Genomic DNA, 23896 nt, shown 5'->3' with positions numbered 1-23896 from the left:
CGGTTACGACCACGAGCACGATCAGGCAGAGGATTGCCCACGCGTCGACACTGCTGTCGGTCTTGCCGGTTTTGGTCGGGTTTCCCATTGCATCGCCTCTTTTGTAGTGGTTATGGGAATGCACACCTCCAGCAGTTAAGTCGAGCAATGCCCATTGCTCAAGCAGGGACTTTTACCGCCCGGCGGATGGTCAAATCCGCTTACAAACGACAGCCAGTCTCACTTAGTCCGTTTCGTTCTTTTCATATGCAAAAACATCACTTTTTCACATAAATACAACCTGCTATCTTTCCCCGGCTCCGCATCCGGAGTGCGCGGCCGTGCGCGCGATTAGCTGCAAGCAGCTTGAGAACAGGACCCCTATGTACGTATACGACGAGTACGATCAGCGGATCATCGAGGACCGCGTCAAGCAGTTCCGGGATCAGACCCGCCGCTACCTGGCCGGCGAGCTGAGCGAAGAAGAATTCCGCCCTCTGCGCCTGCAGAACGGCCTCTATATCCAACGTTTTGCCCCGATGCTGCGTGTCGCCGTGCCGTATGGCCAGCTGACCTCGCGCCAGACCCGCATGCTGGCCAAGATCGCGCGCGACTACGACAAGGGCTACGCGCACATCAGCACCCGGCAGAACGTGCAGTACAACTGGCCGGCTCTGGAAGACATCCCGGAGATCCTCGCCGAACTGGCCACCGTGCAGATGCACGCGATCCAGACCAGCGGCAACTGCCTGCGCAACGTGACCACCGACCAGTTCGCCGGCGTCGCCGCCGATGAGCTGATCGATCCGCGCCCATGGTGCGAGATCGTCCGCCAGTGGACCACCTTCCACCCGGAATTCGCCTACCTGCCGCGCAAGTTCAAGATCGCCATCAACGGCTCGAAGAGCGACCGTGCGGCCATCGAAGTGCACGATATCGGCCTGGAGCCGGTGCACAACGAAGCCGGCGAACTGGGCTTCCGCGTCCTGGTCGGTGGCGGCCTGGGCCGTACCCCGGTGGTCGGCGCCTTCATCAACGAGTTCCTGCCCTGGCAGGACCTGCTCAGCTACCTGGACGCCATCCTGCGCGTGTACAACCGTTACGGTCGCCGTGACAACAAGTACAAGGCGCGGATCAAGATCCTGGTCAAGGCACTGACCCCTGAAGTCTTCGCCGAGAAGGTCGAGGCCGAGATGGTCCACCTGCGCGGCGGCCAGACCACCCTGACCGACGCCGAAGTGCAGCGCGTTGCCAAGCACTTCGTCGACCCGGACTACAAGGCCCTGGACAACCTCGACGGGCAACTGGCCGAGCTCGACCAGCAGCACCCGGGCTTCGCCCGCTGGCGCGTGCGCAACACCCTGGCGCACAAGAAGCCGGGCTACGTCGCCGTGACCCTGTCGCTCAAGCCCACCGGCGTCGCCCCGGGCGACCTGACCGACAAGCAACTGGACAAGGTCGCCGACCTCGCCGAGCGCTACAGCTTCGGCCAGCTGCGCACCTCCCACGAGCAGAACATCATCCTCGCCGACGTCGAGCAGAGCGAGTTGCACGCGCTCTGGCTGGAACTGCGCGAGCATGGCTTCGCCACCCCGAACATCGGCCTGCTGACCGACATCATCTGCTGCCCTGGCGGTGATTTCTGCTCCCTGGCCAACGCCAAGTCGATCCCGATCGCCGAATCCATCCAGCGCCGTTTCGACGACCTGGACTACCTGTTCGACATCGGCGAACTGGACCTGAACATCTCGGGTTGCATGAACGCCTGCGGTCACCACCACGTCGGCCACATCGGCATTCTCGGCGTGGACAAGAAGGGTGAAGAGTTCTACCAGGTCTCCCTGGGTGGCAGCGCCAGCCGCGACGCCAGCCTCGGCAAGATCCTCGGCCCGTCCTTCGCCCAGGACGCCATGCCGGACGTGATCGAGAAGCTGATCTCCGTGTACGTGGAAAAGCGTACCGAAGACGAGCGTTTCATCGACACCTACCAGCGTATCGGCATCGACCCCTTCAAGGAGCGCGTCTATGCAGCGAATCATTAAGAACAACCAGATCGTCGACGAAACCTGGCACCTGCTGCCCAAGGAAGTCACCCTCGACGAGCTGACCAACTGCGACGACTACATCGTGCCGCTGCAACTCTGGCGCGAACACGCCCATGCCCTGAAAGCCCGTGATGGCGGCCTGGGCGTGTGGCTGGACAGCGACGAGGAAGCCGAGGAAATCGGTGAAGACGTCGCGCATTTCCAGGTCATCGCCCTGAACTTCCCGGCCTTCACCGACGGGCGCAACTACTCCAATGCGCGCCTGCTGCGTGACCGCTACAAGTTCACCGGCGAGCTGCGTGCCATTGGCGACGTGCTGCGCGACCAGCTGTTCTACATGGCCCGTTGCGGTTTCGACGCCTTCGCCATCCGGGCCGACAAGAGCCCGGAAGACGCGCTGGAAAGCCTGAAGGACTTCTCGGTGACGTACCAGGCGGCGACTGACGAGCCGCTGCCGTTGTTCCGTCGGCGTTGATCGTTCGACCGCTGAAATGAAAAAGCCCCGTCAATCTGACGGGGCTTTTTCGTTCTTGAGGGCCCTATCGCTGCATAGGTATCTACACAACTCCCATCATGGTCTATAAAAGAACCGCATGGATTCGAAATGACCGGGCTCGATGCCCGACTGATCAAGCGGTACGACGAGTTAGTGATGGGACATACCAACGCACTGGCGGGCTTGGCCGCCGGAATGAAGGCCCTGCCGCGTAGCGACAGGGCCTTTTCGCAAACACAGGCCATGTGGCGGTTTCTGGGAAACGACCGGGTTAAACCCAGTGATCTGGTGAAACCCTTGCTGGCATTGGCTCATGAGGGATGCAGCGAGGATTGCGATGAGTACGCACTGGTCATGCATGACTGGTCGCGTATCAATTTCATGCACCACCACAGCAAGACTGATCGCCTGCAGATGACCCATAAGGGCGATGTCGGTTACGAACTGCAAAGCAGCCTGCTGGTGAGTGATCGTGATGGATCACCCATCTGCACACCCGCTCAAAACCTGTCGTTCAAGGATGGAATACTCAGCACCCGGACTGATGAACTCATTGCTCATGGCAAGCACATGGACGAGTTGGTGGACCGTGCTGCATGGCTTGAACAGCAAGGCTTTGCCAAACCTTTGGTGCATATCGTCGATCGAGAAGCAGACTCGGTGGGGCATCTGAGGCAACTGCAAGCTGGCAACCATCTTTGGCTGGTGCGAGCCAGGATGAACTCCACGGCTAAGTACCAGGATCGATCGCGCTCAGTGAAGCTCATCGCTGAAGACCTGTCCTTTAGAGCCGCTCGGGACGTCGTTTTCAAGGGAAAGCCGGCGATACAGTGGGTCGCAGAAACAGACGTAGTGCTGACCCGAAAAGCCCAACCAACTGCCAAAAGCAGGGCAGAACGATTCAAGCTCCGCCAGCCAGGAGATCCTCTTCCTGCGCGCCTGGTTGTCAGCCGGGTCATGAGCGAATCGGGAGAACTCTTAGCCACTTGGTATCTGCTGAGCAATGTGGGCGGGAAAGCCAGTGCTGAGCAGATTGCGCTTTGGTACTACTGGCGGTGGCGAATCGAGTCCTACTTCAAACTGCTCAAGGAAGGTGGGCAACAGCTGGAAAGCTGGCAGCAGGAAAGTGGTGAGGCTGTGTTCAAACGACTGCTTATCGCAAGTCAGGCCTGTGCAGTGGCTTGGCGATTGATGCGTGCCGAGGGTCAGTTTGCCGAGCAAACCCGAACATTCCTGGTGCGATTATCTGGCCGCCAGATGAAACGATCCCAGCCTGTGACTGCTTCAGCGTTATTGGCAGGGCTGTACATGCTGTTAGCCATGACAGAAACGCTGGAGCAGTACAGTCCTCAGGAGCTTGCCGCGTTTGCAAATGAAGCTGTTGGCTGGCTACCGAGGCAAAGGCGTTAGAGATGTGTAGATACCCATGCCTATCGCTGGCAAGCCAGCTCCCACAGGGTTAGCGGTGCACGCGGACCTTGTGGGAGCTGGCTTGCCAGCGATGAGGCCCGAAAGGTCACCGCCAACGACTGATCCTGCTCCAGATCCCCAGCACGGTATTCTCCACCGCCCCACTGGCCGCCAGCCCTACCCGCTCCTGCAAACTCTTGCGCTCGGCAAAATGCAGGTGATACAGGTTCGACTCCCGGGCTCGCTCGCTCAGGTATTCATCACTGGTCTTCAGTTCATCCACCAGTTGCTTGTTCAATGCCGCCACACCCAACCACACCTCGCCGGTCGCCACATCATCGATATGCAACTGCGGCCGATAGCGCGAAACGAAGTCCTTGAACAGCTGGTGAGTCACGTCCAGGTCTTCCTGGAACTTCTCCCGGCCCTTCTCGGTGTTTTCGCCGAACACCGTCAGGGTGCGCTTGTACTCACCGGCGGTCAGCACCTCGAAATCGATATCGTGCTTCTTCAGCAGCCGGTTGACGTTGGGCAACTGCGCCACCACGCCGATCGAACCAAGAATGGCGAACGGCGCACTGACGATACGCTCGCCGATGCAGGCCATCATGTAGCCGCCGCTGGCCGCGACCTTGTCGATGCACACGGTCAGCGGCACACCGGCCTGGCGAATGCGCGCCAGTTGCGAAGCGGCCAGGCCATAGCTGTGAACCATGCCGCCACCGCTTTCCAGACGCAGTACCACTTCGTCACGCGGGGTCGCCAGGGTCAGCAGCGCGGTGATCTCGTTACGCAGGCTCTCGGTGGCCGAGGCCTTGATATCGCCGTCGAAATCCAGCACGAAGACCCGCGGTTTTTCATCGGCGGGCGCCTTCTTCAGCTTCTTCTGCTCCTTGGCCTGCTGCTTGCGCAGGGCCTTGAGCTGGTGCTTTTCCAGCAGCCCCGACTCCAGGCGCTCGCGCAGGTCCTTGTAGAACTCGTTGAGCCGGGTGACCTGCAACTGCCCACCGGCCTTGCGCCGGCCCTTGCCGCGCATGCCGGCGATGGCCGACAGCACGACCAGCACGGCGATCACCAGGGTGGCGGTCTTGGCGAGAAAGCTTGCGTACTCTGCAAGGAACTCCACGATTACTCCTTCTTGGACTGCGCATCAGGCGCTAAAAAAACGAAAGTGAAGCATACCGGCGTCAATCCGCTGTCGCCAGCGTAGGAAATGTCTGGCACCACAGTTCAAACGCTCTTTTCAAACGCTTGTATGTTTTTTCGTTGACACCGAAAGGATGGCAACCTAACCTCGCCAGATCCAATTTCCCGGGCAGACGACGTGGGCAGCATCTACCTGATACGACATGGCCAGGCCTCTTTCGGTTGCGACGACTACGACGTACTTTCGTCGGTCGGCATGCGCCAGAGCGAAGCCCTCGGCGCCCACCTGGTCCAGCTCGGGCTCAAGCTCGACCGTTGCGTCGCCGGCGACCTGCGCCGCCAGCAGGACACGGCTTTCCTGACCCTCGGCGCCATGCAGGCCAGTGGCGTGAAGGTCCCGGATGTGGAAACCGACGCCGCCTTCAATGAATTCGACGCCGACGCCGTCATCCGCGCCCTGCTCCCCGCGCTGCTCCCGGAAGAACCCGAAGCCCTGAACGTGCTGCGCAATGCCCGCGAACACCGTGCCGAATTCCAGCGCCTGTTCGCCCTGCTGGTCGAGCGCTGGCACGGCGGCCAGCACGATCGCGACGGCATCGAGAGCTGGGCGGCCTTTGTCCAGCGTACCGGCGAAGGCCTGCAGCGCGTCCTGGAGCAAGCCGCCGGCGGCGACAATATCGCCATCTTCACCTCGGGCGGTACCATCACCGCCCTGCTCCACCGCATCACCGGCATCAGCCCCAGCCAGGCCTTCGAGCTGAACTGGCAGATCATCAACACCTCGCTCAGCCAGCTGAAATTCCGCGGCAGCGAGGTGACCCTGGCCTCCTTCAACAGCCAAGCCCATGTGCGGCTGCTGAGGGTGCCGGAACTCGTCACCTGGCGATGAATCCGGCGCATAACGACCCTGCGTAACCGAAACCACTCAATAAGGAAAACACCATGAGCGAAGTCGCCAAAGCCGTTGAAGCCATGAAAGCCAAATTCAACCCAAGCGCCGCCGCCGGCCTGGACCTGATCTTCGGTTTCAACATCACCGACGAAAACAAGCACTACGCGCTGATCGTCAAGGATGGCACCTGCGACCTGCAGGAAGGTGAAAACGCCGACGCCAACTGCACCCTGGTGATGGACAGCGAAACCCTGAAAGGCATCGTCAGTGGCGAGACCGACGGCATGCAGGCCTTCATGGGCGGCAAGCTGCGCGTCGAAGGCGACATGATGCTGTCGATGAAGCTCAGCGAGCTGTTCCCGGCGTAATTTCCGCGCCCGTGACGAAGAAACCGAAGCGTTTGTCCGCTTCGGTTTTTTTTCGCCCGCAGCCGGCATCAGGAGCGCTTATCGACCCGCAACACCCGCGCCAATAAGGCATGGCAGTGCTTGGCAGGTCTGCATGCGATCATTAGATTAGCCAATGTTCCATGGCTACCAAAATAAGGAAAAGGCATGTCGCTCACCGATCAGTCCACCCAGGTCCGCCCCGGCGAGGAGCTCGACTCCGCCCTGATCGACCCGTACCTCAAGGCGCATATCGCCGGCCTCGAGGGCACGCCGGTGATCAGCCAGTTCCCGGGCGGCGCCTCGAACCTGACCTACCTGGTCAGCTACCCGCAGCGCGAGTTCGTCCTGCGTCGCCCACCCTTCGGCAGCAAAGCCAGGTCCGCCCATGACATGGGCCGCGAATTCCGCATCCTCAACCAGCTGAATGCCGGCTTCCCCTACTGCCCCAAGGCCTACGTGCATTGCACCGACGAGTCGCTGATCGGCGGCGAGTTCTACGTGATGGAGCGGGTCAAGGGCATCATCCTGCGCTCTGACCTGCCACCGGAGCTGGGCTTCGACGCGGCGCGCACCGAGGCCCTGTGCAAGAGCTTCATCGACCGCCTGGTGGAACTGCACCAGGTCGACTACCACGCCGTCGGCCTGGCCGACCTGGGCAAGCCGGACGGCTACGTGCAGCGGCAGATCGAAGGCTGGGCCGGGCGCTACGAGAAAGCCCTGACCCCGGACGCGCCGCGCTGGGAAGCGGTGATCGCCTGGCTGCGCGAGAAGATGCCGGCGGACCACCCACGCCCGGGCATCATCCATAACGACTACCGCTTCGACAACGTGATCCTCGATGCGGAAAACCCGATGCGCATCATCGGCGTGCTGGACTGGGAAATGACCACCATCGGCGACCCGCTGATGGACCTGGGCAACACCCTCGCCTACTGGATCGAGGCAGCGGACCCTGCGCCGGTGCAACTGATGCGCCGCCAGCCGTCCAACGCCCCGGGCATGCTTACCCGCCGCCAGTTCGTCGACTACTACGCCGAGCGCTCCGGGATCGAGATCGCCAATTTCGACTTCTACTACACCTACGGCCTGTTTCGCCTGGCCGGGATCGTCCAGCAGATCTACTACCGCTTCTACCACGGCCAGACCCAGGACAAGCGCTTCGCCCAGTTCATCCACATGAACACGCTGCTGGAGCGCATGAGCCTCAAGGTCATCGACGCGTCCAGTCTCTGAAACTACAAAAGGAACCTGCCATGCCCAAGACCCAACTGTTCGACCTCGACGGCAAGATCGCCTTCGTTTCCGGGGCCAGCCGCGGTATCGGCGAGGCCATCGCCCACCTGCTGGCCCAGCAGGGTGCCCATGTGATCGTCTCCAGCCGCAAGCTGGACGGCTGCCAGCAGGTCGCCGACGCCATTGTCGCGGCCGGCGGCAAGGCCACGGCGGTTGCCTGCCATATTGGCGAGATGGAGCAGATCACTGCGGTCTTCGCGCGCATCCGCGAAGAGTTCGGGCGCCTGGACATCCTGGTCAACAACGCCGCGACCAACCCGCAGTTCTGCAATGTGCTGGATACCGACCTGGGCGCGTTCCAGAAGACCGTGGACGTGAATATCCGCGGCTACTTCTTCATGTCGGTGGAAGCCGGCAAGCTGATGCGCGAGCACGGTGGCGGCAGCATCATCAACGTGGCGTCGATCAACGGGGTCTCGCCGGGCGTGTTCCAGGGCATCTACTCGGTGACCAAGGCGGCGGTGATCAACATGACCAAGGTCTTCGCCAAGGAATGCGCGGCGTTCGGCATTCGCTGCAACGCGCTGTTGCCGGGGCTGACCGACACCAAGTTCGCCTCGGCGCTGGTGAAGAACGATGCGATCCTGAACACCGCCCTGCAGCAGATCCCGCTGAAGCGGGTGGCCGATCCGAAGGAAATGGCGGGGGCCGTGCTGTACCTGGCCAGCGATGCGTCCAGCTATACCACCGGAGTGGCGTTGAATGTGGATGGGGGCTTCCTGTCCTGATTCTCCGCTGAACTTGAGGCCTCATCGCTGGCAAGCCAGCTCCCACAGGTCCGGCGGTGCACGCGATCACTGTGGGAGCTGGCTTGCCAGCGATGAGGCCCTCAAGAAACACACAAATCCCGACGACAGGCGTACCATATCCCGCTTCCGGCGAGCCCTTCTCGCCAGCCCCTGTCGCACAAGAAATCCCCCATGCCTTTCGAACTCAGCGTTGACCTCACCACCCTCGCCATCCTCGCCGCGGTTGCCTTCGTCGCCGGTTTCATCGATGCCATCGCCGGTGGCGGCGGCCTGCTGACCACCCCAGCCCTGCTCACCGCCGGGATGCCGCCCCACCTGGTCCTGGGCACCAACAAGCTCAGTTCCACCTTCGGCTCGGCCACCGCCGGCTTCACCTACTACCGGCGCAAGCTGTTCCACCCGGCGCAGTGGAAACACGCGCTGGTCGGCACCCTGGTCGGCGCCCTGATCGGCGCGGTGGTCGCCCACTACCTGCCAGCGGAATGGCTGAACAAGATGCTCCCGGTGATCGTCTTCGCCTGCGGCGTCTACCTGCTGTTCGGCGGCACGCCCAAGGCACCGCTGGACGCCGACGTACCGATCAAGAAGAAATGGCAGTTCCCCCAGGGCTTCACCCTCGGCTTCTACGACGGCGTCGCCGGGCCCGGCACCGGCGCCTTCTGGACGGTCAGCACCCTGCTGATCTACCCCATCGACCTGGTCAAGGCCAGCGGCGTGGCACGCAGCATGAACTTCGTCAGCAACGCCGCAGCGCTGACGGTGTTCATCTTCTCGGGTCAGGTGGATTGGCTGGTCGGCCTGTCGATGGGTTCGGCCTTGATGGTCGGCGCCTTCTTCGGCGCCCGAACCGCCATCAGCGGCGGTTCGAAGTTCATTCGCCCGGTGTTCATCACCGTGGTCCTGGCGCTGACCGTGCGCCTAGCGTGGCAGCACTGGTTCGGCCAGGCCTAAACGGCGCGCCACGTACAGGTCGATCAGGTAACGGGCGATGGAACGCCCGGCGGGCAGCGGCGGCAAGGCGTCGACGCGGAACCACTGGGCATCCTCGATCTCGTCCGGCTGCATGACGATCTCCCCACCCGCGTACTCGGCATGGAAGCCGAGCATCATCGAATGCGGGAACGGCCAGCACTGGCTGCCGACGTACTGGATGTTCTGCACCTCCAGGGCCACCTCCTCGCGCACCTCCCGGACCAGGCAATCCTCCGCCGACTCCCCCGGCTCGGCAAAGCCCGCCAGGGTGCTGTAGACGCCGGTGACGAAGCGCGGTGAACGGGCCAGGAGGATCTCGTCGCCACGGGTGATCAGCACGATCATGCTCGGCGAGATGCGCGGGTAGCTGCGCAGGTCGCAGGGCTGGCAGTACATCGCCCGCTCCCGCGGCACCTGGGTCATCGCCTGGCCGCAGCTGCCGCAGAAGCGGTGCTCACGGGCCCAGGTGGCGATCTGCGCGGCATAGCCGAGGATCTTGTAGGTGTCGTAATCCCCTTCCAGCATGAACTGGCGCAGCCCGCGCCAGCTGCAGCCCGGCAGCGCCTGGGCGCCGTGCAGCTCGATCAGGTAGACCGGCTGCCCGTCGTAGTGACCGATGCCGTGCTCGAAGCGGATATCCGGCTCCTGGCGCTTGAACCAGTCGCGAGGGAACAGCGCGCCATTGGCGTCCACCATGAATCCTTCGGCGCTGCGCACGACCACCAGGCCGCCGCTGACATTCGTATCCAGTACCGCAGTGGTCCAACGCGCTGACATGTCCCTTTCCTTAGCGGAGCTTCGTGACGCTCAGTCGGCGAACTCCGGCTTCTGTTTGCTCATATGGGCGGCCACAGCCACCCGCAGATCGGTGGATTGCAGCATGGCGGCGTTCCAGGTGGCGATGTACTCGAGCCCGTCGTCGATCCGGTGATCGCGCATGTAGCTGAGCATCTCCTTGGTGCCGGCCACGGCAATCGGGGATTTTCCCGCAATTTCGGCTGCGATGGCAAAGACTCCGTCGAGCAGCGCGCCGTGGTCGTCGTAGCTACGGTTGACCAGGCCGATGCGCTGCGCCTCTTCGGCACCGATGGTGCGCCCGGTATAGGCCAGTTCGCGCAGCACGCCGTCGCCGATGATACGCGGCAGACGTTGCAATGTGCCGACGTCGGCGGCCATGCCCATGTCGATTTCCTTGATCGAGAACTGTGCGTCGCTGGCCGCGTAGCGCATGTCACAGGCGGCGATCAGGTCGATGGCGCCGCCGATGCAGTAGCCCTGGATCGCCGCCAGTACCGGCTTGCGGCAGTTGTCCACGGCATTGAACGAGGCTTGCATCTCGAGGATCTTGCGCCGCAGCAGGCGCGCATTGCGCCCGACGTCCTTGCCCAGTTCGTTGGCCAGCGACGCCAGCATCATCAGGTCGATGCCCGAGGAGAAATGCTTGCCGGCACCGCTGATCACCACCACCCGCGCTTCGTCGGTCTCGTCGATCCACTGGAAGATCTCGACGATCTCGCGCCAGAACGCAGCGTTCATGGCGTTGATCTTTTCCGGGCGGTTGATCTGCACGTGGGCGATATGGTTCGACAGCTCGACCTTGAACGCGGTGTAGTCGGTCACGGCGACACTCCTTGAGCGGCGGATGTAGGAAGCTTCGGACTATATCCCACCCGGCACACCGTGCTTGTGCCAAAAGCGGGACTGGCGCTGTTGATCTTATGGGGCACTTGCGGCACCGTGCGCAGGCCCTTGAATCATTAGGAAACATTTCATGCCCCGCTCCCTGCCCGGCGCCCTGATTCACAACTTCCTTGGCCAGTCCCCACGCTGGTACAAGGCCACGGTCGGCCTGTTCCTTGTCCTCAACCCACTGCTGCTGGCAACCCTTGGCCCGGTGGTCACCGGCTGGGTGCTGGTGGTGCAGTTCATCTTCTTCCTCGGCATGGCCCTCAAGTGCTATCCGTTGATGCCCGGCGGCCTGCTGCTGGTCGAGGCCCTGCTGCTGGGGCTGACCACTCCTCAAGCGCTTTATGAAGAACTGCAGCACAACTTCCCGGTGATCCTGCTGCTGATGTTCATGGTGGCGGGGATCTACTTCATGAAGGACCTGCTGCTGTTTTCCTTCTCGCGTATCTTGTTAGGAATTCGATCCAAGGCTGTGTTATCACTGGCTTTTTGCTTTCTGTCCGCCTTCCTGTCGGCGTTCCTCGATGCCTTGACCGTGACCGCCGTGATCATCAGTGCAGCGGTTGGCTTCTATGGTGTCTATCACCGCGTCGCCTCCGGCAGCGACCCGCGCAGCGAGACACAGATCGACACCGACCACCAGCTTCCCGACCTGGCGCGGGAAGACCTCAACCAGTTCCGCGCCTTCCTGCGCAGCCTGCTGATGCATGGCGCCGTGGGCACCGCCCTGGGCGGCGTCTGCACCCTGGTGGGCGAGCCGCAGAACCTGCTGATCGGCCATGAGATGGGCTGGCACTTCCAGGACTTCTTCCTCAAGGTCGCCCCGGTGTCGCTGCCGGTGCTGGTAGCCGGCCTGGTCACCTGCATGTTGCTGGAGAAGCTGCGCTGGTTCGGCTACGGCACCCTGCTGCCGGACAACGTGCGCCGGGTGCTGGCCGCCTACAGCGCCGAGGACGACGCCCAGCGCACTGCGCAGCAGCGTGCAGCGCTAATGGTGCAGGGCATCGCCGCGCTGATCCTGATCGTCTGCCTGGGGCTGCATGTAGCCGAGGTGGGGCTGATCGGGCTGATGGTGATCGTGCTGATCACCTCGTTCACCGGGATCACCGACGAGCACCGACTGGGCCGGGCGTTCCAGGACGCCATGCCGTTTACCTCGCTGCTGGTGGTGTTCTTCGCCGTGGTCGCGGTGATTCACCAGCAGCAGCTGTTCACCCCGCTGATCCAGTGGGTGCTGGCCCTGCCGGCGGAGCAGCAGCCGGGGATGCTGTTCATTGCCAACGGTTTGCTGTCGGCGATCAGCGACAACGTGTTCGTCGCCACCATCTACATCACCGAAGTGAAGCAGGCGTTCCTCAATGGCGGGATGAGCCGTGAGCATTTCGAGACGCTGGCGGTGGCGATCAATACCGGGACCAATCTGCCGAGCGTGGCGACGCCCAATGGGCAGGCGGCGTTCCTGTTCCTGCTGACCTCGGCGATTGCGCCGTTGGTGCGGTTGTCCTATGGGCGGATGGTGTGGATGGCGTTGCCTTACACCGTGGTCATGGGTGGATTGGGGTGGTGGGCAGTGACCTACTGGCTGTGAAACCCTGATGGCCTCATCGCTGGCAAGCCAGCTCCCACAGGGTACGCAGCGCCTGTGGGAGCTGGCTTGCCAGCGATAGGGCCCTCACTGCCCGCGCAAATCCTCGAAGAACGCCTTCTTCCCATCAACCTGCACCGAAGCCCTCGGCTGCCCCGCCTGCTCCGCCCCCGGCTTCTCCACATGCCAGTAGCAGTACCGCACCGCCCGGGTAATCGCCACATAAGCCAGACGCAGGATCTCCTCCTTCTGCGCCGTATCGAACGCCTCCGGATCCCCGCTCTTGCCCAGCCCGGCCAGGCGATACACCTGGTTCTTGTACGGCGAACGGGTCACGTACTGGCAATCCCCAAGCATGAACACGGCATCCGCCTGCAGCCCCTTGGCACTGTGATAGGTCAGTTGCTTCAGCCGCCGCTGCCCGGAAGGCAAGCTAGAATCCACATTAACAACGGAATGAATATGTTCTGAAATCAGTGACTTATCGACACTTCTTCGAAACAGGATCATGACCGAATCACCCCGGTTGTAATGCTCGATCACTTGCTGGGCCAGCGCCGCCTCATCCCGCTCCTGCACCTGCACCGGCCAGCACTCCTCGGCCACCGGCCCCATCGCCTTGGCCTTCTTCCCGGCAATCGACGGCGCCGAGCGGACAATATGCTCCGCCGCGTCGATGATGTGCTGGTGGCTGCGGTAGTTGTCGGTGAGCATCACCCGGGTGGTCGATGGCGCGACAAAGGCCTTGGCGAACTCCATGAAGTACTTCGGCGAACTGCCCCGCCAGCCATAGATCGACTGCCAGTCATCGCCCACGCAGAGCAGCGAGGAATGCTGCGCCGCACGGCCGACATGCATGTCCGAGCCGCGACGACGGATCTCCCGCAGGCTGGCGCGGATCCACGAGACGATCTGCGGCGAGACATCCTGGAACTCGTCGATCATCAGGTGCGCCATGGGCCGCAGCAGCGGGTCCGGAAGCAGGCGCAGGTTCTCCGGGTTGTTCTCGCCGAACAGGGCGAACATGCGGTTGTAGGTCATCACCGGCGGTGACTGGTCCAGCATGTGCTCCTCCAGGGCCTTCCAGTACAGGCTCAGGGCCTCGAAGAACAGCGCGTCGGTATCGCCCTGCGGGAAGCTCATGCCCTTCACCGCGACGCTGACATCCAGCCCGAGGTTCTCGATAAAGCCCGCCGCACCGACAAAGGCATCCAGCAACGGCATAGCCGCCAGCTCGCCCTTGACCTTGTAGTCGAAGCCCGGGCCGGCCACCGCGTCGCCAGCCAGGGAAGCGGTGAGACGTCTTGCCTCTGCATAATTTCCCAGCCAGATCACAGGTTTATCGCAGAAAGCTTGAAACAGGGTGCGCTTGATCACCCACTCCGCCCACACCGGCAGCTTGGCCCCGGGGCGCTTGTAGTTCTGGTTCTCGCCCGGGTCGAAGCCAAGCACCACCCAGGCATCCAGCTCGGCGATATGGCCGTGGAAATGGAATTGGCTGCCATTGATCTCGACGGTCTCGCGGCTCGGCTCGATGCCCTTGATCGGCCAGGCGCCGGCCCTGAACCACAGGTCCTCGATGGTATCGCAGAGCTCTTCGTCCCTCGTGGCGGAGAGCTGGGTCACGGCGACACGCTTCTGCACGTCGGGGTGATCCTTCTCCAGTGCCTTGAGCTGCACCGCCTCGCGGCGCAGGCCGCCGATCAGCTCGGCGAAGCGCGGACTGGCGCGCAGCAGGTCGCGGTAGCAGAGGTTGAGCTGCTGGCGCTGGGCGTCGTTGATGCGCAGGTCGAAGGGGTTGCTCTCGGCATCGGCCTCCGCCCCCGCCGGCAACTCGCTGCCCAGGGTCTCGAAGGCCCGTACCTGGATGAAGCCCGGCAGGCTGCGCACCAGCGGCAGGATCCGCGAGTGGAAGGTGCGTACCAGATCCCGCGCCTGCACCGGGGTCAGCGGCACCTGCCACTGGCTGAACACCTGCAACAGCCGATTGATGAAGTCCTTGCGCGACTCGCGGGTGAAGGTCACCACGGTCATGGCGTCCAGCTCGTAGCCCAGGTACTGGCGCAGCAGGAGGATGCGCAGCACCAGCGAGGTCGACTTGCCCGCCCCTGCACCGGCGATCACGCAGGTGGACGGGGTCTCGCTGAAGATCATCTTCCACTGCGCTGCACTTGGCTGGGCATGGGCCGGCAGGCGCTGGGCTACGTCGGCCTTGAAGCGTTTCTTCAGCTCCGCCGTCAGTGGCAGGCGCCAGTCGTCGAACAGGGCGTCGTCGAGGCCCGGCACGCCGTGCTCCTCGGCGCGGGTATCGCGGATCACCAGGACCTGGCGGCCAGCCTCGTAACCCAGCGCATGGCCCTCATCGAAGCCTTCGCGCAGGCCCTCGGCATGGCCGGTACGCTGGCCGGTGGCGTGGCCGAGGAACCAGGAATCACGATGCTGCGCCCGCAGGCGGTTCAGACCACGACCGAGCAGACGCGCGGTCAGACGCCTGAGCCATGGAAGCTGGGCGGGCGGGGTAAGGTCCTGGGGTTGCGGGGGAAGCTTGTCTGACACACCGACTCCGGCTGAACGAACACACAAGCCGGAAGTTGTACCCCATTCGAGCCTGATGGGACAGGGCTGATTGTCTGTTGAATCAGAGGATTAGCGCACACAGCGGAGAAACCCCGACAGATCAGGCGCGGCCCTTGAGCAAGCCGTGGTTGACCAGCAGGGTACGCACGGCATTGCGCGTGATACCGAGCAGTTCGGCGGTGCGCAGCTGGTTGAAGCCACAGTGGGCAAAGGCCTCGCGCACGATCAGGTCTTCGATATCGTTGAGCAGCGAATCGCCAGGCGTTTCGAACAGCCTCAACAGCTGTTCGCGGATCACTTCCTGCGGCAGTTTGTTCACGCTGCCTGATGCAGCGGACAAGGCGCTGAGCCCCGCCGAGAACTTCAGGTGCTCGGGGCGGATCGGCTTGTCACCGGCCACCAGCAAGGCCAGGTGCACGACGTTTTCCAGCTCGCGGATGTTCCCCGGCCACGGATAGTCCAGCAGCGCCTGGGCCGCAGACTCCGAGAGCATCGGTTCGGCGATCTTCAGGCGTGCGCTATAAAGGGCGCGGAAGTGCTCCACCAGCGGCAGGATGTCCAGTGGCCGCTCACGCAGCGGCAGCACCGCGACCTGGGCGACATTGATGCGGTAGAACAGGTCAAGGCGGAAATTCCCTGCCTCCACCGCCTGCTCCAGGTTGACGTTGGTGGCCGTGACCAGGCGGATATCGATCTTCACCGGCTTGCGCGAGCCGACCCGGACCACCTCCTGCTCCTGAAGCACTCGCAGCAGCTTGACCTGCAACGGCAAGGGCAGGTCGCCGATCTCGTCGAGGAACAGGGTGCCGCCGTCCGCCTCCTCGAACCAGCCAGCGCGGCGGCCCGTGGCACCGGAGAAGGACCCGGACTCGTGACCGAAGAATTCGCTTTCGGCAAGGGTTTCGCTGATGGCCCCGCAATTCACCGCGACGAAGGCGCCGCTGCGCCCGCTGGCAGCATGGATGTAGCGTGCGACCAGTTCCTTGCCGGTACCCGTCTCGCCATTGATCAACACCGGCGCCTCGCTCGGGCCGACCCGCTGCAGGTACTCCAGCAACTGGCGCGAGCGCGGGTCAGCGAAGACCAGCGCCTTGGCGCGGATCGACAGCGGGTCCTTGGCGCCATTGGGCAAGGTCAGAATCGGGTTCGGCTGTCCCTGAAAACCACTCATGGCAAATACGTCCCGGTGTCGGCAGTGAGAAAGCCATCACTCTACCGTTCGCTCGCTTATAGCCAGAAATATTAAAAAAGCATTAGAAAATAACCGTTTATCCAGAATGCTGGTTCTGCAACAACCTGCTCGGGCCACTGCTGGATATCCACCGCAACACAGGTGCAGCGCGCGCCAGCTGTCACGAAAGCGTAATAAATCCGGGCGTTTCGAGTGATGGCACAACGCTTGCTATCGCCCTGCCTGCTTACTCTTCACAGAGCGGCCCTTATTCGCATTTTCCAAGGGACACCCGCCATGCGCACAACACTTCGCAACAGCCTTCCATTCGGTCGTCACGCCTTGTTCGCCAGCGCCTCGTTGCTGGCCAGCGCCGTCGCCCAGGCCGCCGAACAACCCACCACGGCCCTGGCCTCGGTCACCGTCACCGCCCAGCGCCACGAGGAATCGGCCCAGGACATCGGTCTCGCCGTCACCGCACTCAGCGGTGAAGCCCTGCAGGAAAAAGGCGTGACCAACGTCAACCAGTTGCAGAACTACGTCCCCAACCTGGATATCGCGCCGCAGTACGGCAGCGGCAACCCGCTGTTCCGCATCCGCGGTGTGGGCCTCAAGGACTACGGCAGCAACAACACCTCCACCGTCGGCGTGTACCTCGACCAGGTGGCGCTGCCCTACCCGATCCAGACCCAGGGCCAGCTCTTCGACCTGGAGCGGGTCGAGGTGCTGCGCGGTCCGCAGGGCACCCTGTACGGGCGCAACAGCACCGCCGGAGCGATAAATTTCATCACCAACAAGCCGACCCGCGAGCTGCATGGCGGCATCACCACCAACTACGGTTCCTATGACGCCGGCAGCGTCGAAGGCTTCATCTCCGGCCCCTTCAGCGACACCCTGCGCGGGCGCCTGGCCTTCATCACCGAACAAGGCGGCGCCTGGCAGGACAACCGCGACACCGGGCAAAGCCTCGGCGACAAGGACACCACCTCGCTGCGCGGCCAGCTGGACTGGGACGCAAGCGACGCGATCAACTTCAACCTCAGCGTACATGGCGGCAAGGATCAGTCCGACAGCCGCGGCTCGTACCTGTACCAGGGCCTCAAGCCCAACGCCACCTATGGCTCGCGCTACAGCACCATCGCCCCGGAGAGCAACGGCAAGAACACCGGCTGGGGCCTGACCCAGGGCTTCGCCAACCTCACCGGCCTGTCGCTCAAGGACAAGCCGCACCGCGACAACGACAACACCGGCTTCGCCCTCACCGGCACCTTCGACCTGGATGATCACCTGAGCATCACCAGCATCACCTCATCGGACCACTTCCGCCGCCGCGAATACATCGACTGGGACGCCTCGGTGATCCCGCAATCCGACGAGTATTTCGACTCCCAGGTCGAGGTGTTCTCCCAGGAACTGCGCCTGGCTTCCCACGACAACGAGCGTTTCAACTGGCAGACCGGCCTGTACTTCGCCAAGGACCGGCTCGACGAGGAGTTCTATTCCGACTTCAGTGCCAACCTCGGCTACGGCACCTACACCTCCTACCAGCAGCGTTCGCAGACCTGGGGTGTGTTCGCCCAGGGCGACTATCGCCTGACCGACGACCTCAAGCTGATCGTCGGCCTGCGCCAGGAAAAGGAAAAGCGCGAGCTGGATGACTTCAGCACCCGGCGCATCCTGGTCAACAACGGCGCCTACAGCCTTGGCGCCAACACCTTCCCCGCTGCCGACAGCGACCTGGACAGCAACTCCACCTCGTGGAAGCTGGGCCTCGAGTACCAGCTGACGCCATCGACCCTGCTCTACTCGACGGTCAGCCGCGGTATCAAGTCGGGTGGCTTCACCGCCTACAACTCCAGCTACGTCGAGCAGATCGCCCCGGTCAAGCCGGAGAAACTGCTGGCCTACGAAGTGGGCTTCAAGAGCGACCTGAGCGACACCCTGCGCCTCAACGCAGCGGCCTTCTACTACGACTACCGCGACCAGCAGTACCAGTCCCAGGTATGGATCAGCCAGCAGGTCGGCAACGTCGGGCGCCTGGTCAACATTCCCAAGTCGAAGATCTACGGCTACGAGCTGGAGCTGCAATGGCAGCCACTTGCCGGCCTGACCATCGGCCAGTACTTCGGGACCAAGAAGGGCAAGTACATCGACTACCAGGGCCTGAACAGCACCGCCACCCGCGCCGTGGGCTTCGCCTATCCGGTGTACACCGACTTTTCCGGTTCCAGCCTGACCAACTTCCCCGAGACCAGCTACGGCGGCCAAGTCGAATATGCCTGGGAGATTCCCGGCTTCGTCCTCAGTGCGCAGAGCGACTACTCCTACCACGACAGCATCGCCGGCAGTAACGGCACCACCACCGAAGCCTACTGGCTGGCCAACGCCCGTCTCGGCCTGACCCCGGTGAATGGCAACTGGTCGGTGGCGCTGTGGGCACGCAACCTGTTCGACAAGAAATACGACCTGTACCACGGCTCGTTCCTCTCCAACGCCCAGATGGCTACGCCCGGCGACCCGCGTACCGTGGGCGTCCAGGCCAGCTACAAGTTCTGAGGAGCGCCCATGACCTCCGACTTCAACCGCCGTCAGGCCCTGCGCCTGCTGGCGGGTGTAGCCGCAGCGCCGCTGCTGCTGCGCTACGGCCGCGCCCTGGGCGCAATCGCCACGCCCTTCCTGCTCGGGGTCGCCAGCGGCGATCCCTGGCCAGACGGTTTCGTTATCTGGACCCGGCTCAGTGCCGGCCTGCCTTACCCCGGCCATGAGCTGGAACTGCCAGCCAGCGTGCCGGTGGACTGGGAAGTCGGCCTCGACCCGGGCTTTCGGCGTATCGCCCAGCGCGGCCGCACCCAGGCCCTGGCCGTCAATGGCCATGCCGTGCACGTGGAACTGCGGGGCCTGGCCCCCGGCCGTGAGTACTGGTACCGCTTCATCGCCCTGGGCGAGCGCAGCGAAGCCGGACGCAGCCTGACCCTGCCGGCGCTCTACGCCCGCCCGGAGCGCCTGCGCCTTGGCGTCGCCTCCTGCGCCCACTACGAGCGTGGCCTGTTCAGCGCTTACCGGCATATGGCGGACGAGCATCCGGACCTGGTGCTGTTTCTTGGCGACTACATCTACGAATACAGCAATGCCCCGGACACCCCGGGGCTGGCCCGTGCCTACAACGCTCCGGAAGCCACCGACCTGGCCGGCTACCGCTACCGTTACGCCCTGCACCGCACCGACCCGGACCTGCGCCGCCTGCATGCCGCCGCCCCGTGGATCGCCACCTGGGATGACCATGAGGTACAGGACGACTATTCCCAGGTCTATTCCAAGGATCCGAAGATCAGCGTCGAGCGCTTTCGCCTGCGCCGGGCAGCAGCCTACCAGGCCTTCCTGGAAAACATGCCGCTGCGCCGCCCGCACATGGGCAGCAATGGCGGACCGCAGATCTACCGGCGCTTCCGTTATGGCGACCTCGCCGCGCTACCGGTGCTGGACGGTCGTCAATACCGCTCCAGGCAGCCCTGCTACCAGGCGCCGGTGTTCGGCAAGGGGCATATGGAAGGGGAAAGCTGCGTCGACCTGCGTGACCCGAAGCGTACCCTGCTCGGTTTCGAGCAGGAGCGCTGGCTCTACGACGGGCTGCGCCGTGGTGACAGCCGCTGGAACCTGATCGCCCAGGACCTGCTGGTCGCACCGTTGCGGGCGCAACGTCCCGGTGACGACGAGGCCCGCTACTGGACCGACACCTGGGACGGCTACCAGGCGGCCCGCGGGCGCCTGCTGGATAACCTGCGTGACAGCCGGGTGGCCAATCCGGTGGTTCTCAGTGGCGACTACCACTCCTTCTGGGCCAATCACCTGCACGAGCGGCCCGAGGACCCGGACTCGCAGTTGGTAGCAGCGGAGTTCGTCGGGACCTCCATCACCTCCAACGGTCCGAGCTATGAAGCGGTGCAATCGATCCTGCCGGACAACCCGCAGATCCGCTTCTATGACAGTCGTCCGCGCGGGTACCTGGCGCTGGATCTGCAGAGGGACCGGCTGGAGGTACGGATGCAGGCGATCTCGGACCGGATGGACCCGGCGGCCAGTGTGTCGACCTTGAAGCGCCTGGTGGTGGAGAGTGGGAGTTCGCGGATCCAGGAAGCCTGAGGACCTCGCGGCATGGGTATCTACACATCTTTTGAGGTAAGAAGGTCCGGTAAATCGCATCAGGGCTGGCAGGTGCTTGTCATGCCTTTTTCGGCGCCCTTGAGATCGAGCGCCGCCCGCGCGGCGCATCGCTGTGCATGACGATGTTCTTGCAGCGGCCTCAAGATCGAGCGCCGCCCGCGCGGCGCATCGCTGGCAAGCCAGCTCCCACATTTGTTGCAACGTGCCTATGCCTGTCAGGCCATGGTTGACCGCCTTGTTCGGACGCCGCGATACCGCGTCGAGCCCAACAGCCTCCCCGCAGTAGATCGCCGAACATCCAAAGGCTAGCAACGGATATTTCATAGGCCATGGCACGTTGCAACAAATGTGGGAGCTGGCTTGCCAGCGATGCGCCGCGCGGGCGGCGCTCGATCTCAAGGTCGCTGAAGATCTCCCGGCTTGCACCTGGCGGCCATAACGCGGTTCTATGACGGGCAGTCACCTAGATCACCGGCGCAGACTCAAACGTCCTCAACCCTGCCACCAGCCCCTCGAACGCCGCCAACACCTCCTGCGGTTTCTCCAGCATCAACTGATGCCCACACCGCGCCAGCACCCGGAACTGCGCCTGTGGCAGCTGCCGGGCCAGTTCCTCGCCGCCGCTGGCCGGGGTCAGGCCGTCGCGGTCCCCGGCCAGCACCGAGATCGGCACTTCCAGCCGCGCCAATGCCGCGGCGTCCGGCCATTGCGCATGGGCAACCAGGGCCTTGAACACCTGCAACGAGTTCCCCTGGGCCAGCCCGTCTTCATAGTCCACCAGCGCCGGGTCCGCCTCGGGATGCCAGGCCGCCTCGCGGAAACCCCGAGCCAGGCGCGGCCTCAACAATTCCAGGACCCATACCGGCAGGTTCAACAGGCCCTTGCGCTTCAACGGCCGGTGCAACTGGCTGCCCAGCAGCAGGGCCGCGTCGACCCTCACCGCAGGCCCCGCCAACAGTGCGCTCAAGGCCAGCCCGGTGCCGAACGAATGGGCAACGATGATATTGCGCGCCCCGCCGAATCGCCGCAGGACCTCCAGCTCATCCGCCACCAGTTCGTCCCACGCGTAGGCCCGGGCATCCCGGGGCCAGTCACTGGCACCATGCCCCAGCAGGTCCCAGGCCACCAGGCTGTAGCCTCGCGCCCCCAGGTCCCGCCACAGCTCGCGCCATTGGTCCTTGTTGCCACCGCCGCCATGCCCGAAAAACACCACGGTATCGCCGCCGGCCTGGTAGGCCACGCTCAGATGCCGGCCCGGACGGATCTCCAGGCGTTCGCCACGCACTCGCGGCAGTTGGGAAAAGTCAGCCATGGGCCGTCTGTACCTCTGTTGATTGCGAAGGAACGGGGCGGGAAAGCCCCAGGTGATCACGCAGGGTCCGCCCCTGATAGCTGCGACGGAACAGTCCACGACGTTGCAACTCGGGGACCACCCGCTCGACGAAGGCGTCCAGCCCGCCAGGCAGGTACGGCGGCATGACATTGAAGCCATCCGCCGCCCCCTCGACGTACCACTGCTCGAGGCAATCGGCGATACACTGCGCATCGCCGACCACCACCAGATGCCCGCGCGCGGCGGCCATGCGCAGGTACAGCTGGCGGATGCTCAGGCCTTCACGGCGGGCCACGGCGATCAGCAGGTCGCGCCGGCTGACCCCGGAGTTGGTCGCCGGCAACTGCGGCAGCGGGCCGTCCAGCGGATACCCGGACAGATCCGTACCGCCCGCGATATCCGCCAGCAACGACAAGCCCACCTCGGGCTGCACCAGCGCCTGCAACCGCTCGAACAGCGCCTCGGCCTCGGCGTTGCTGGCTGCCACGACGGGCAGCACTCCCGGCATGATCTTCAGTTGATCCGGACGACGTCCGTAGCGCGGCAGCAGGCCTTTCAGCTCGCGGTAGAACGCCTTGGCCCCGGCCAGCTCGGGCTGCGCGGTAAACACCATGTCGGCATGGGCCGCCGCCAGCTCGCAGCCGGCGTTCGAGGCGCCGGCCAGGACCTGCACCGGCGCCACGCCGCTGGCCGCCCAGCGCGCCCTGACCTGTTCCAGGAAACCCCGTGCCAGCCCATAGCGCCGGGCATGTTCGAAGTGGGTTTCCCGGCCGAAATTGAAGGCTTCCCCGGCATTGCTCGAGGTCACCAGGTTCCAGCCCGTGCGTCCGCCACTCAGGCGCTCCAGCGAGGTGAAGGCCCGAGCCACGCTGTCGACACTGTTGTAGGAAGTGGTCGCGGTCGCCACCAGACCGATCCGCTCGGTCACCGCCGCAAGCCCGGCCAGCAAGGTCAGCGGTTCGAAATGCTCGGTGCGCGACATCCGGCCCAGGGCTTCCAGGCTGCCGGGCAGCATGGCCAGGGTGTCGGACAGGAAGATCGCATCGAAACAACCGCGCTCGGCGGTCTGCGCCAGTTGCCGGTAATGCTGGAAATCCAGGCCGCCATCGGCCTGGGCGTCGGGATGACGCCAGCCGGCCACATGATGACCGGTGGCCATGAGGAAGGCGTTGAGGCTCAGCATGCCGCCACCTCCGCCGCCGACGCCGAACTGCGTCTGAAGCCGCCAAGCAGCCTGCGGGTATAGGGATGTTGCGGCTGGTCGAGCACCTGCGCCGTCTCGCCGGTCTCCACGACCTGGCCGCCTTTCATCACAGCGATGCGGTCACACAGCCGTGCGGCCACCCGCAGGTCGTGGGTGATGAACACGATGCTCAGTTTCAGCCGGCGCTGCAGCGACTCCAGCAATTCCAGGATCTGCACCTGGATCAGCGCATCCAGGGCCGAGACGCATTCATCAGCGATCAGGATCCTTGGCCGCACCGCCAGGGCCCGGGCGATGCCGATGCGCTGGCGCTGGCCGCCGGAAAACTCATGGGGAAAACGCTGCAATGCCGTGGCCGGCAGGCCCACCAGTTCCAGCACCTCCCGCGCCCGCCGCGCCGCTTCCTCGCGCTCGACGCCTTGGGCCAGCGGCCCGGTCATAAGCTGGGTCTCGATGCGCTGGCGCGGGTTCAGTGAAGCGAACGGGTCCTGGAAGATCATCTGCACCGCACCGCGCAAACCTCGCAGGCGCGACTGGGACAACCCGGCCACCTCGCGGCCCTGCCACTGGATGCTGCCGCCATCCACCGCGAGCAGGCGCACCAGGGCCCGACCCAAGGTGGACTTGCCCGACCCCGACTCGCCGACGATTCCCAGGGTCTCGCCTTCGACCAGGCGCAGGTCGACCTGGTCCAGCGCCTGCGTACTGCGTCGCCCCCACCAACCGGCGCGGCGGCTGAAGCTTTTGGCCAACTGACGTGCCTCCAGCACGGCCTCGCGCCCGTGCAACGCCGGGCGCGGATGCAGGG

19 protein-coding genes are annotated in these 23896 nt (G+C 63.9%); 11 read left to right on the top strand and 8 right to left on the bottom strand.

Translation table 11 applies throughout. The features are described from left to right. Positions 1–362: 362 nt before the first annotated feature. The 3 genes from AC2CQI_RS04700 to AC2CQI_RS04690 all read left to right on the top strand — a co-directional run bounded on the left by AC2CQI_RS04700 (position 363) and on the right by AC2CQI_RS04690 (position 3930). Positions 363–2021, top strand: a complete 1659-nt coding sequence (locus AC2CQI_RS04700; RefSeq protein ID WP_075804116.1) for a nitrite/sulfite reductase — start codon at positions 363–365, stop codon at positions 2019–2021. Beyond that, the gene (locus AC2CQI_RS04695; protein ID WP_075804115.1) at positions 2005–2499 is read left to right on the top strand and encodes a DUF934 domain-containing protein; all 495 of its coding nucleotides are present in this window, start codon (positions 2005–2007) and stop codon (positions 2497–2499) included. The genes AC2CQI_RS04700 and AC2CQI_RS04695 overlap by 17 nt, the downstream gene beginning before the upstream one ends. 129 nt (positions 2500–2628) lie before the next feature. Next, on the top strand, positions 2629–3930 hold the full coding sequence (locus tag AC2CQI_RS04690; RefSeq protein WP_484578524.1) for a transposase: 1302 nt from the start codon (positions 2629–2631) through the stop codon (positions 3928–3930). Positions 3931–4036: 106 nt separating this feature from the next. Here AC2CQI_RS04690 and sohB read toward each other — a convergent pair whose 3' ends face one another. Then, positions 4037–5056 carry a protease SohB gene (gene sohB, locus AC2CQI_RS04685; protein WP_484579340.1) on the bottom strand — a complete coding sequence of 340 codons (1020 nt, stop codon included), beginning with the start codon at positions 5054–5056 and terminating at the stop codon, positions 4037–4039. 198 nt (positions 5057–5254) lie between these two features. On the opposite strand from sohB, the gene AC2CQI_RS04680 reads away from it, so the two are divergent. The 5 genes from AC2CQI_RS04680 to AC2CQI_RS04660 all read left to right on the top strand — a co-directional run bounded on the left by AC2CQI_RS04680 (position 5255) and on the right by AC2CQI_RS04660 (position 9350). Beyond that, positions 5255–5965, top strand: coding sequence for a histidine phosphatase family protein (locus tag AC2CQI_RS04680; protein ID WP_484579339.1), 711 nt, complete (start codon positions 5255–5257; stop codon positions 5963–5965). A 53-nt stretch (positions 5966–6018) separates the two neighbouring features. Then, complete coding sequence (locus AC2CQI_RS04675) at positions 6019–6336, top strand: SCP2 sterol-binding domain-containing protein (RefSeq protein ID WP_009406999.1); 318 nt, start codon at positions 6019–6021, stop codon at positions 6334–6336. Between the two features lie 186 nt (positions 6337–6522). Beyond that, positions 6523–7590, top strand: coding sequence for a phosphotransferase family protein (locus AC2CQI_RS04670; protein WP_075804112.1), 1068 nt, complete (start codon positions 6523–6525; stop codon positions 7588–7590). A gap of 20 nt (positions 7591–7610) precedes the next feature. Beyond that, a complete protein-coding gene (locus AC2CQI_RS04665) occupies positions 7611–8378 on the top strand; it encodes an SDR family oxidoreductase (protein ID WP_484579338.1) in 768 nt (255 codons plus the stop codon). A gap of 192 nt (positions 8379–8570) precedes the next feature. Then, complete coding sequence (locus AC2CQI_RS04660; protein WP_484579337.1) at positions 8571–9350, top strand: TSUP family transporter; 780 nt, start codon at positions 8571–8573, stop codon at positions 9348–9350. Here the strand turns inward: AC2CQI_RS04660 and nudC are convergent. Beyond that, complete coding sequence (gene nudC / locus AC2CQI_RS04655) at positions 9318–10148, bottom strand: NAD(+) diphosphatase (protein WP_075804109.1); 831 nt, start codon at positions 10146–10148, stop codon at positions 9318–9320. The genes AC2CQI_RS04660 and nudC overlap by 33 nt on opposite strands. A 30-nt stretch (positions 10149–10178) precedes the next feature. Beyond that, positions 10179–10991 carry a crotonase/enoyl-CoA hydratase family protein gene (locus AC2CQI_RS04650; RefSeq protein WP_075804108.1) on the bottom strand — a complete coding sequence of 271 codons (813 nt, stop codon included), beginning with the start codon at positions 10989–10991 and terminating at the stop codon, positions 10179–10181. A gap of 151 nt (positions 10992–11142) precedes the next feature. On the opposite strand from AC2CQI_RS04650, the gene nhaB reads away from it, so the two are divergent. Continuing rightward, a complete protein-coding gene (nhaB, locus tag AC2CQI_RS04645) occupies positions 11143–12645 on the top strand; it encodes a sodium/proton antiporter NhaB (RefSeq protein WP_484579336.1) in 1503 nt (500 codons plus the stop codon). 84 nt (positions 12646–12729) lie between these two features. Here the strand turns inward: nhaB and AC2CQI_RS04640 are convergent, their stop codons facing one another. Together AC2CQI_RS04640 and AC2CQI_RS04635 are read right to left on the bottom strand one after the other, a co-directional pair. Beyond that, positions 12730–15198 carry a UvrD-helicase domain-containing protein gene (locus AC2CQI_RS04640; protein ID WP_484579335.1) on the bottom strand — a complete coding sequence of 823 codons (2469 nt, stop codon included), beginning with the start codon at positions 15196–15198 and terminating at the stop codon, positions 12730–12732. A gap of 121 nt (positions 15199–15319) precedes the next feature. Beyond that, the gene (locus AC2CQI_RS04635; protein ID WP_075804105.1) at positions 15320–16390 is read right to left on the bottom strand and encodes a sigma-54 interaction domain-containing protein; all 1071 of its coding nucleotides are present in this window, start codon (positions 16388–16390) and stop codon (positions 15320–15322) included. A 297-nt stretch (positions 16391–16687) separates the two neighbouring features. On the opposite strand from AC2CQI_RS04635, the gene AC2CQI_RS04630 reads away from it, so the two are divergent. Further along, positions 16688–18946, top strand: coding sequence for a TonB-dependent receptor (locus AC2CQI_RS04630; RefSeq protein WP_484579334.1), 2259 nt, complete (start codon positions 16688–16690; stop codon positions 18944–18946). 9 nt (positions 18947–18955) lie between these two features. Continuing rightward, the gene (locus AC2CQI_RS04625) at positions 18956–20530 is read left to right on the top strand and encodes an alkaline phosphatase D family protein (RefSeq protein ID WP_484579333.1); all 1575 of its coding nucleotides are present in this window, start codon (positions 18956–18958) and stop codon (positions 20528–20530) included. Between the two features lie 484 nt (positions 20531–21014). Here AC2CQI_RS04625 and AC2CQI_RS04620 read toward each other — a convergent pair whose 3' ends face one another. The 3 genes from AC2CQI_RS04620 to AC2CQI_RS04610 are packed head-to-tail and all read right to left on the bottom strand — an operon-like array spanning position 21015 to position 23858. Then, on the bottom strand, positions 21015–21863 hold the full coding sequence (locus tag AC2CQI_RS04620) for an alpha/beta fold hydrolase (RefSeq protein ID WP_484579332.1): 849 nt from the start codon (positions 21861–21863) through the stop codon (positions 21015–21017). Beyond that, positions 21856–23067 carry an LLM class flavin-dependent oxidoreductase gene (locus AC2CQI_RS04615; RefSeq protein ID WP_484579331.1) on the bottom strand — a complete coding sequence of 404 codons (1212 nt, stop codon included), beginning with the start codon at positions 23065–23067 and terminating at the stop codon, positions 21856–21858. Before AC2CQI_RS04615 ends, AC2CQI_RS04620 begins: the two co-directional genes overlap by 8 nt. Further along, positions 23061–23858, bottom strand: coding sequence for an ABC transporter ATP-binding protein (locus AC2CQI_RS04610; RefSeq protein WP_484580582.1), 798 nt, complete (start codon positions 23856–23858; stop codon positions 23061–23063). The genes AC2CQI_RS04615 and AC2CQI_RS04610 overlap by 7 nt, the downstream gene beginning before the upstream one ends. Positions 23859–23896 lie beyond the last annotated feature (38 nt).

The organism is Pseudomonas sp. P2S-1 (assembly GCF_057197725.1).
This window is presented reverse-complemented; position numbering and strand designations above follow the sequence as displayed.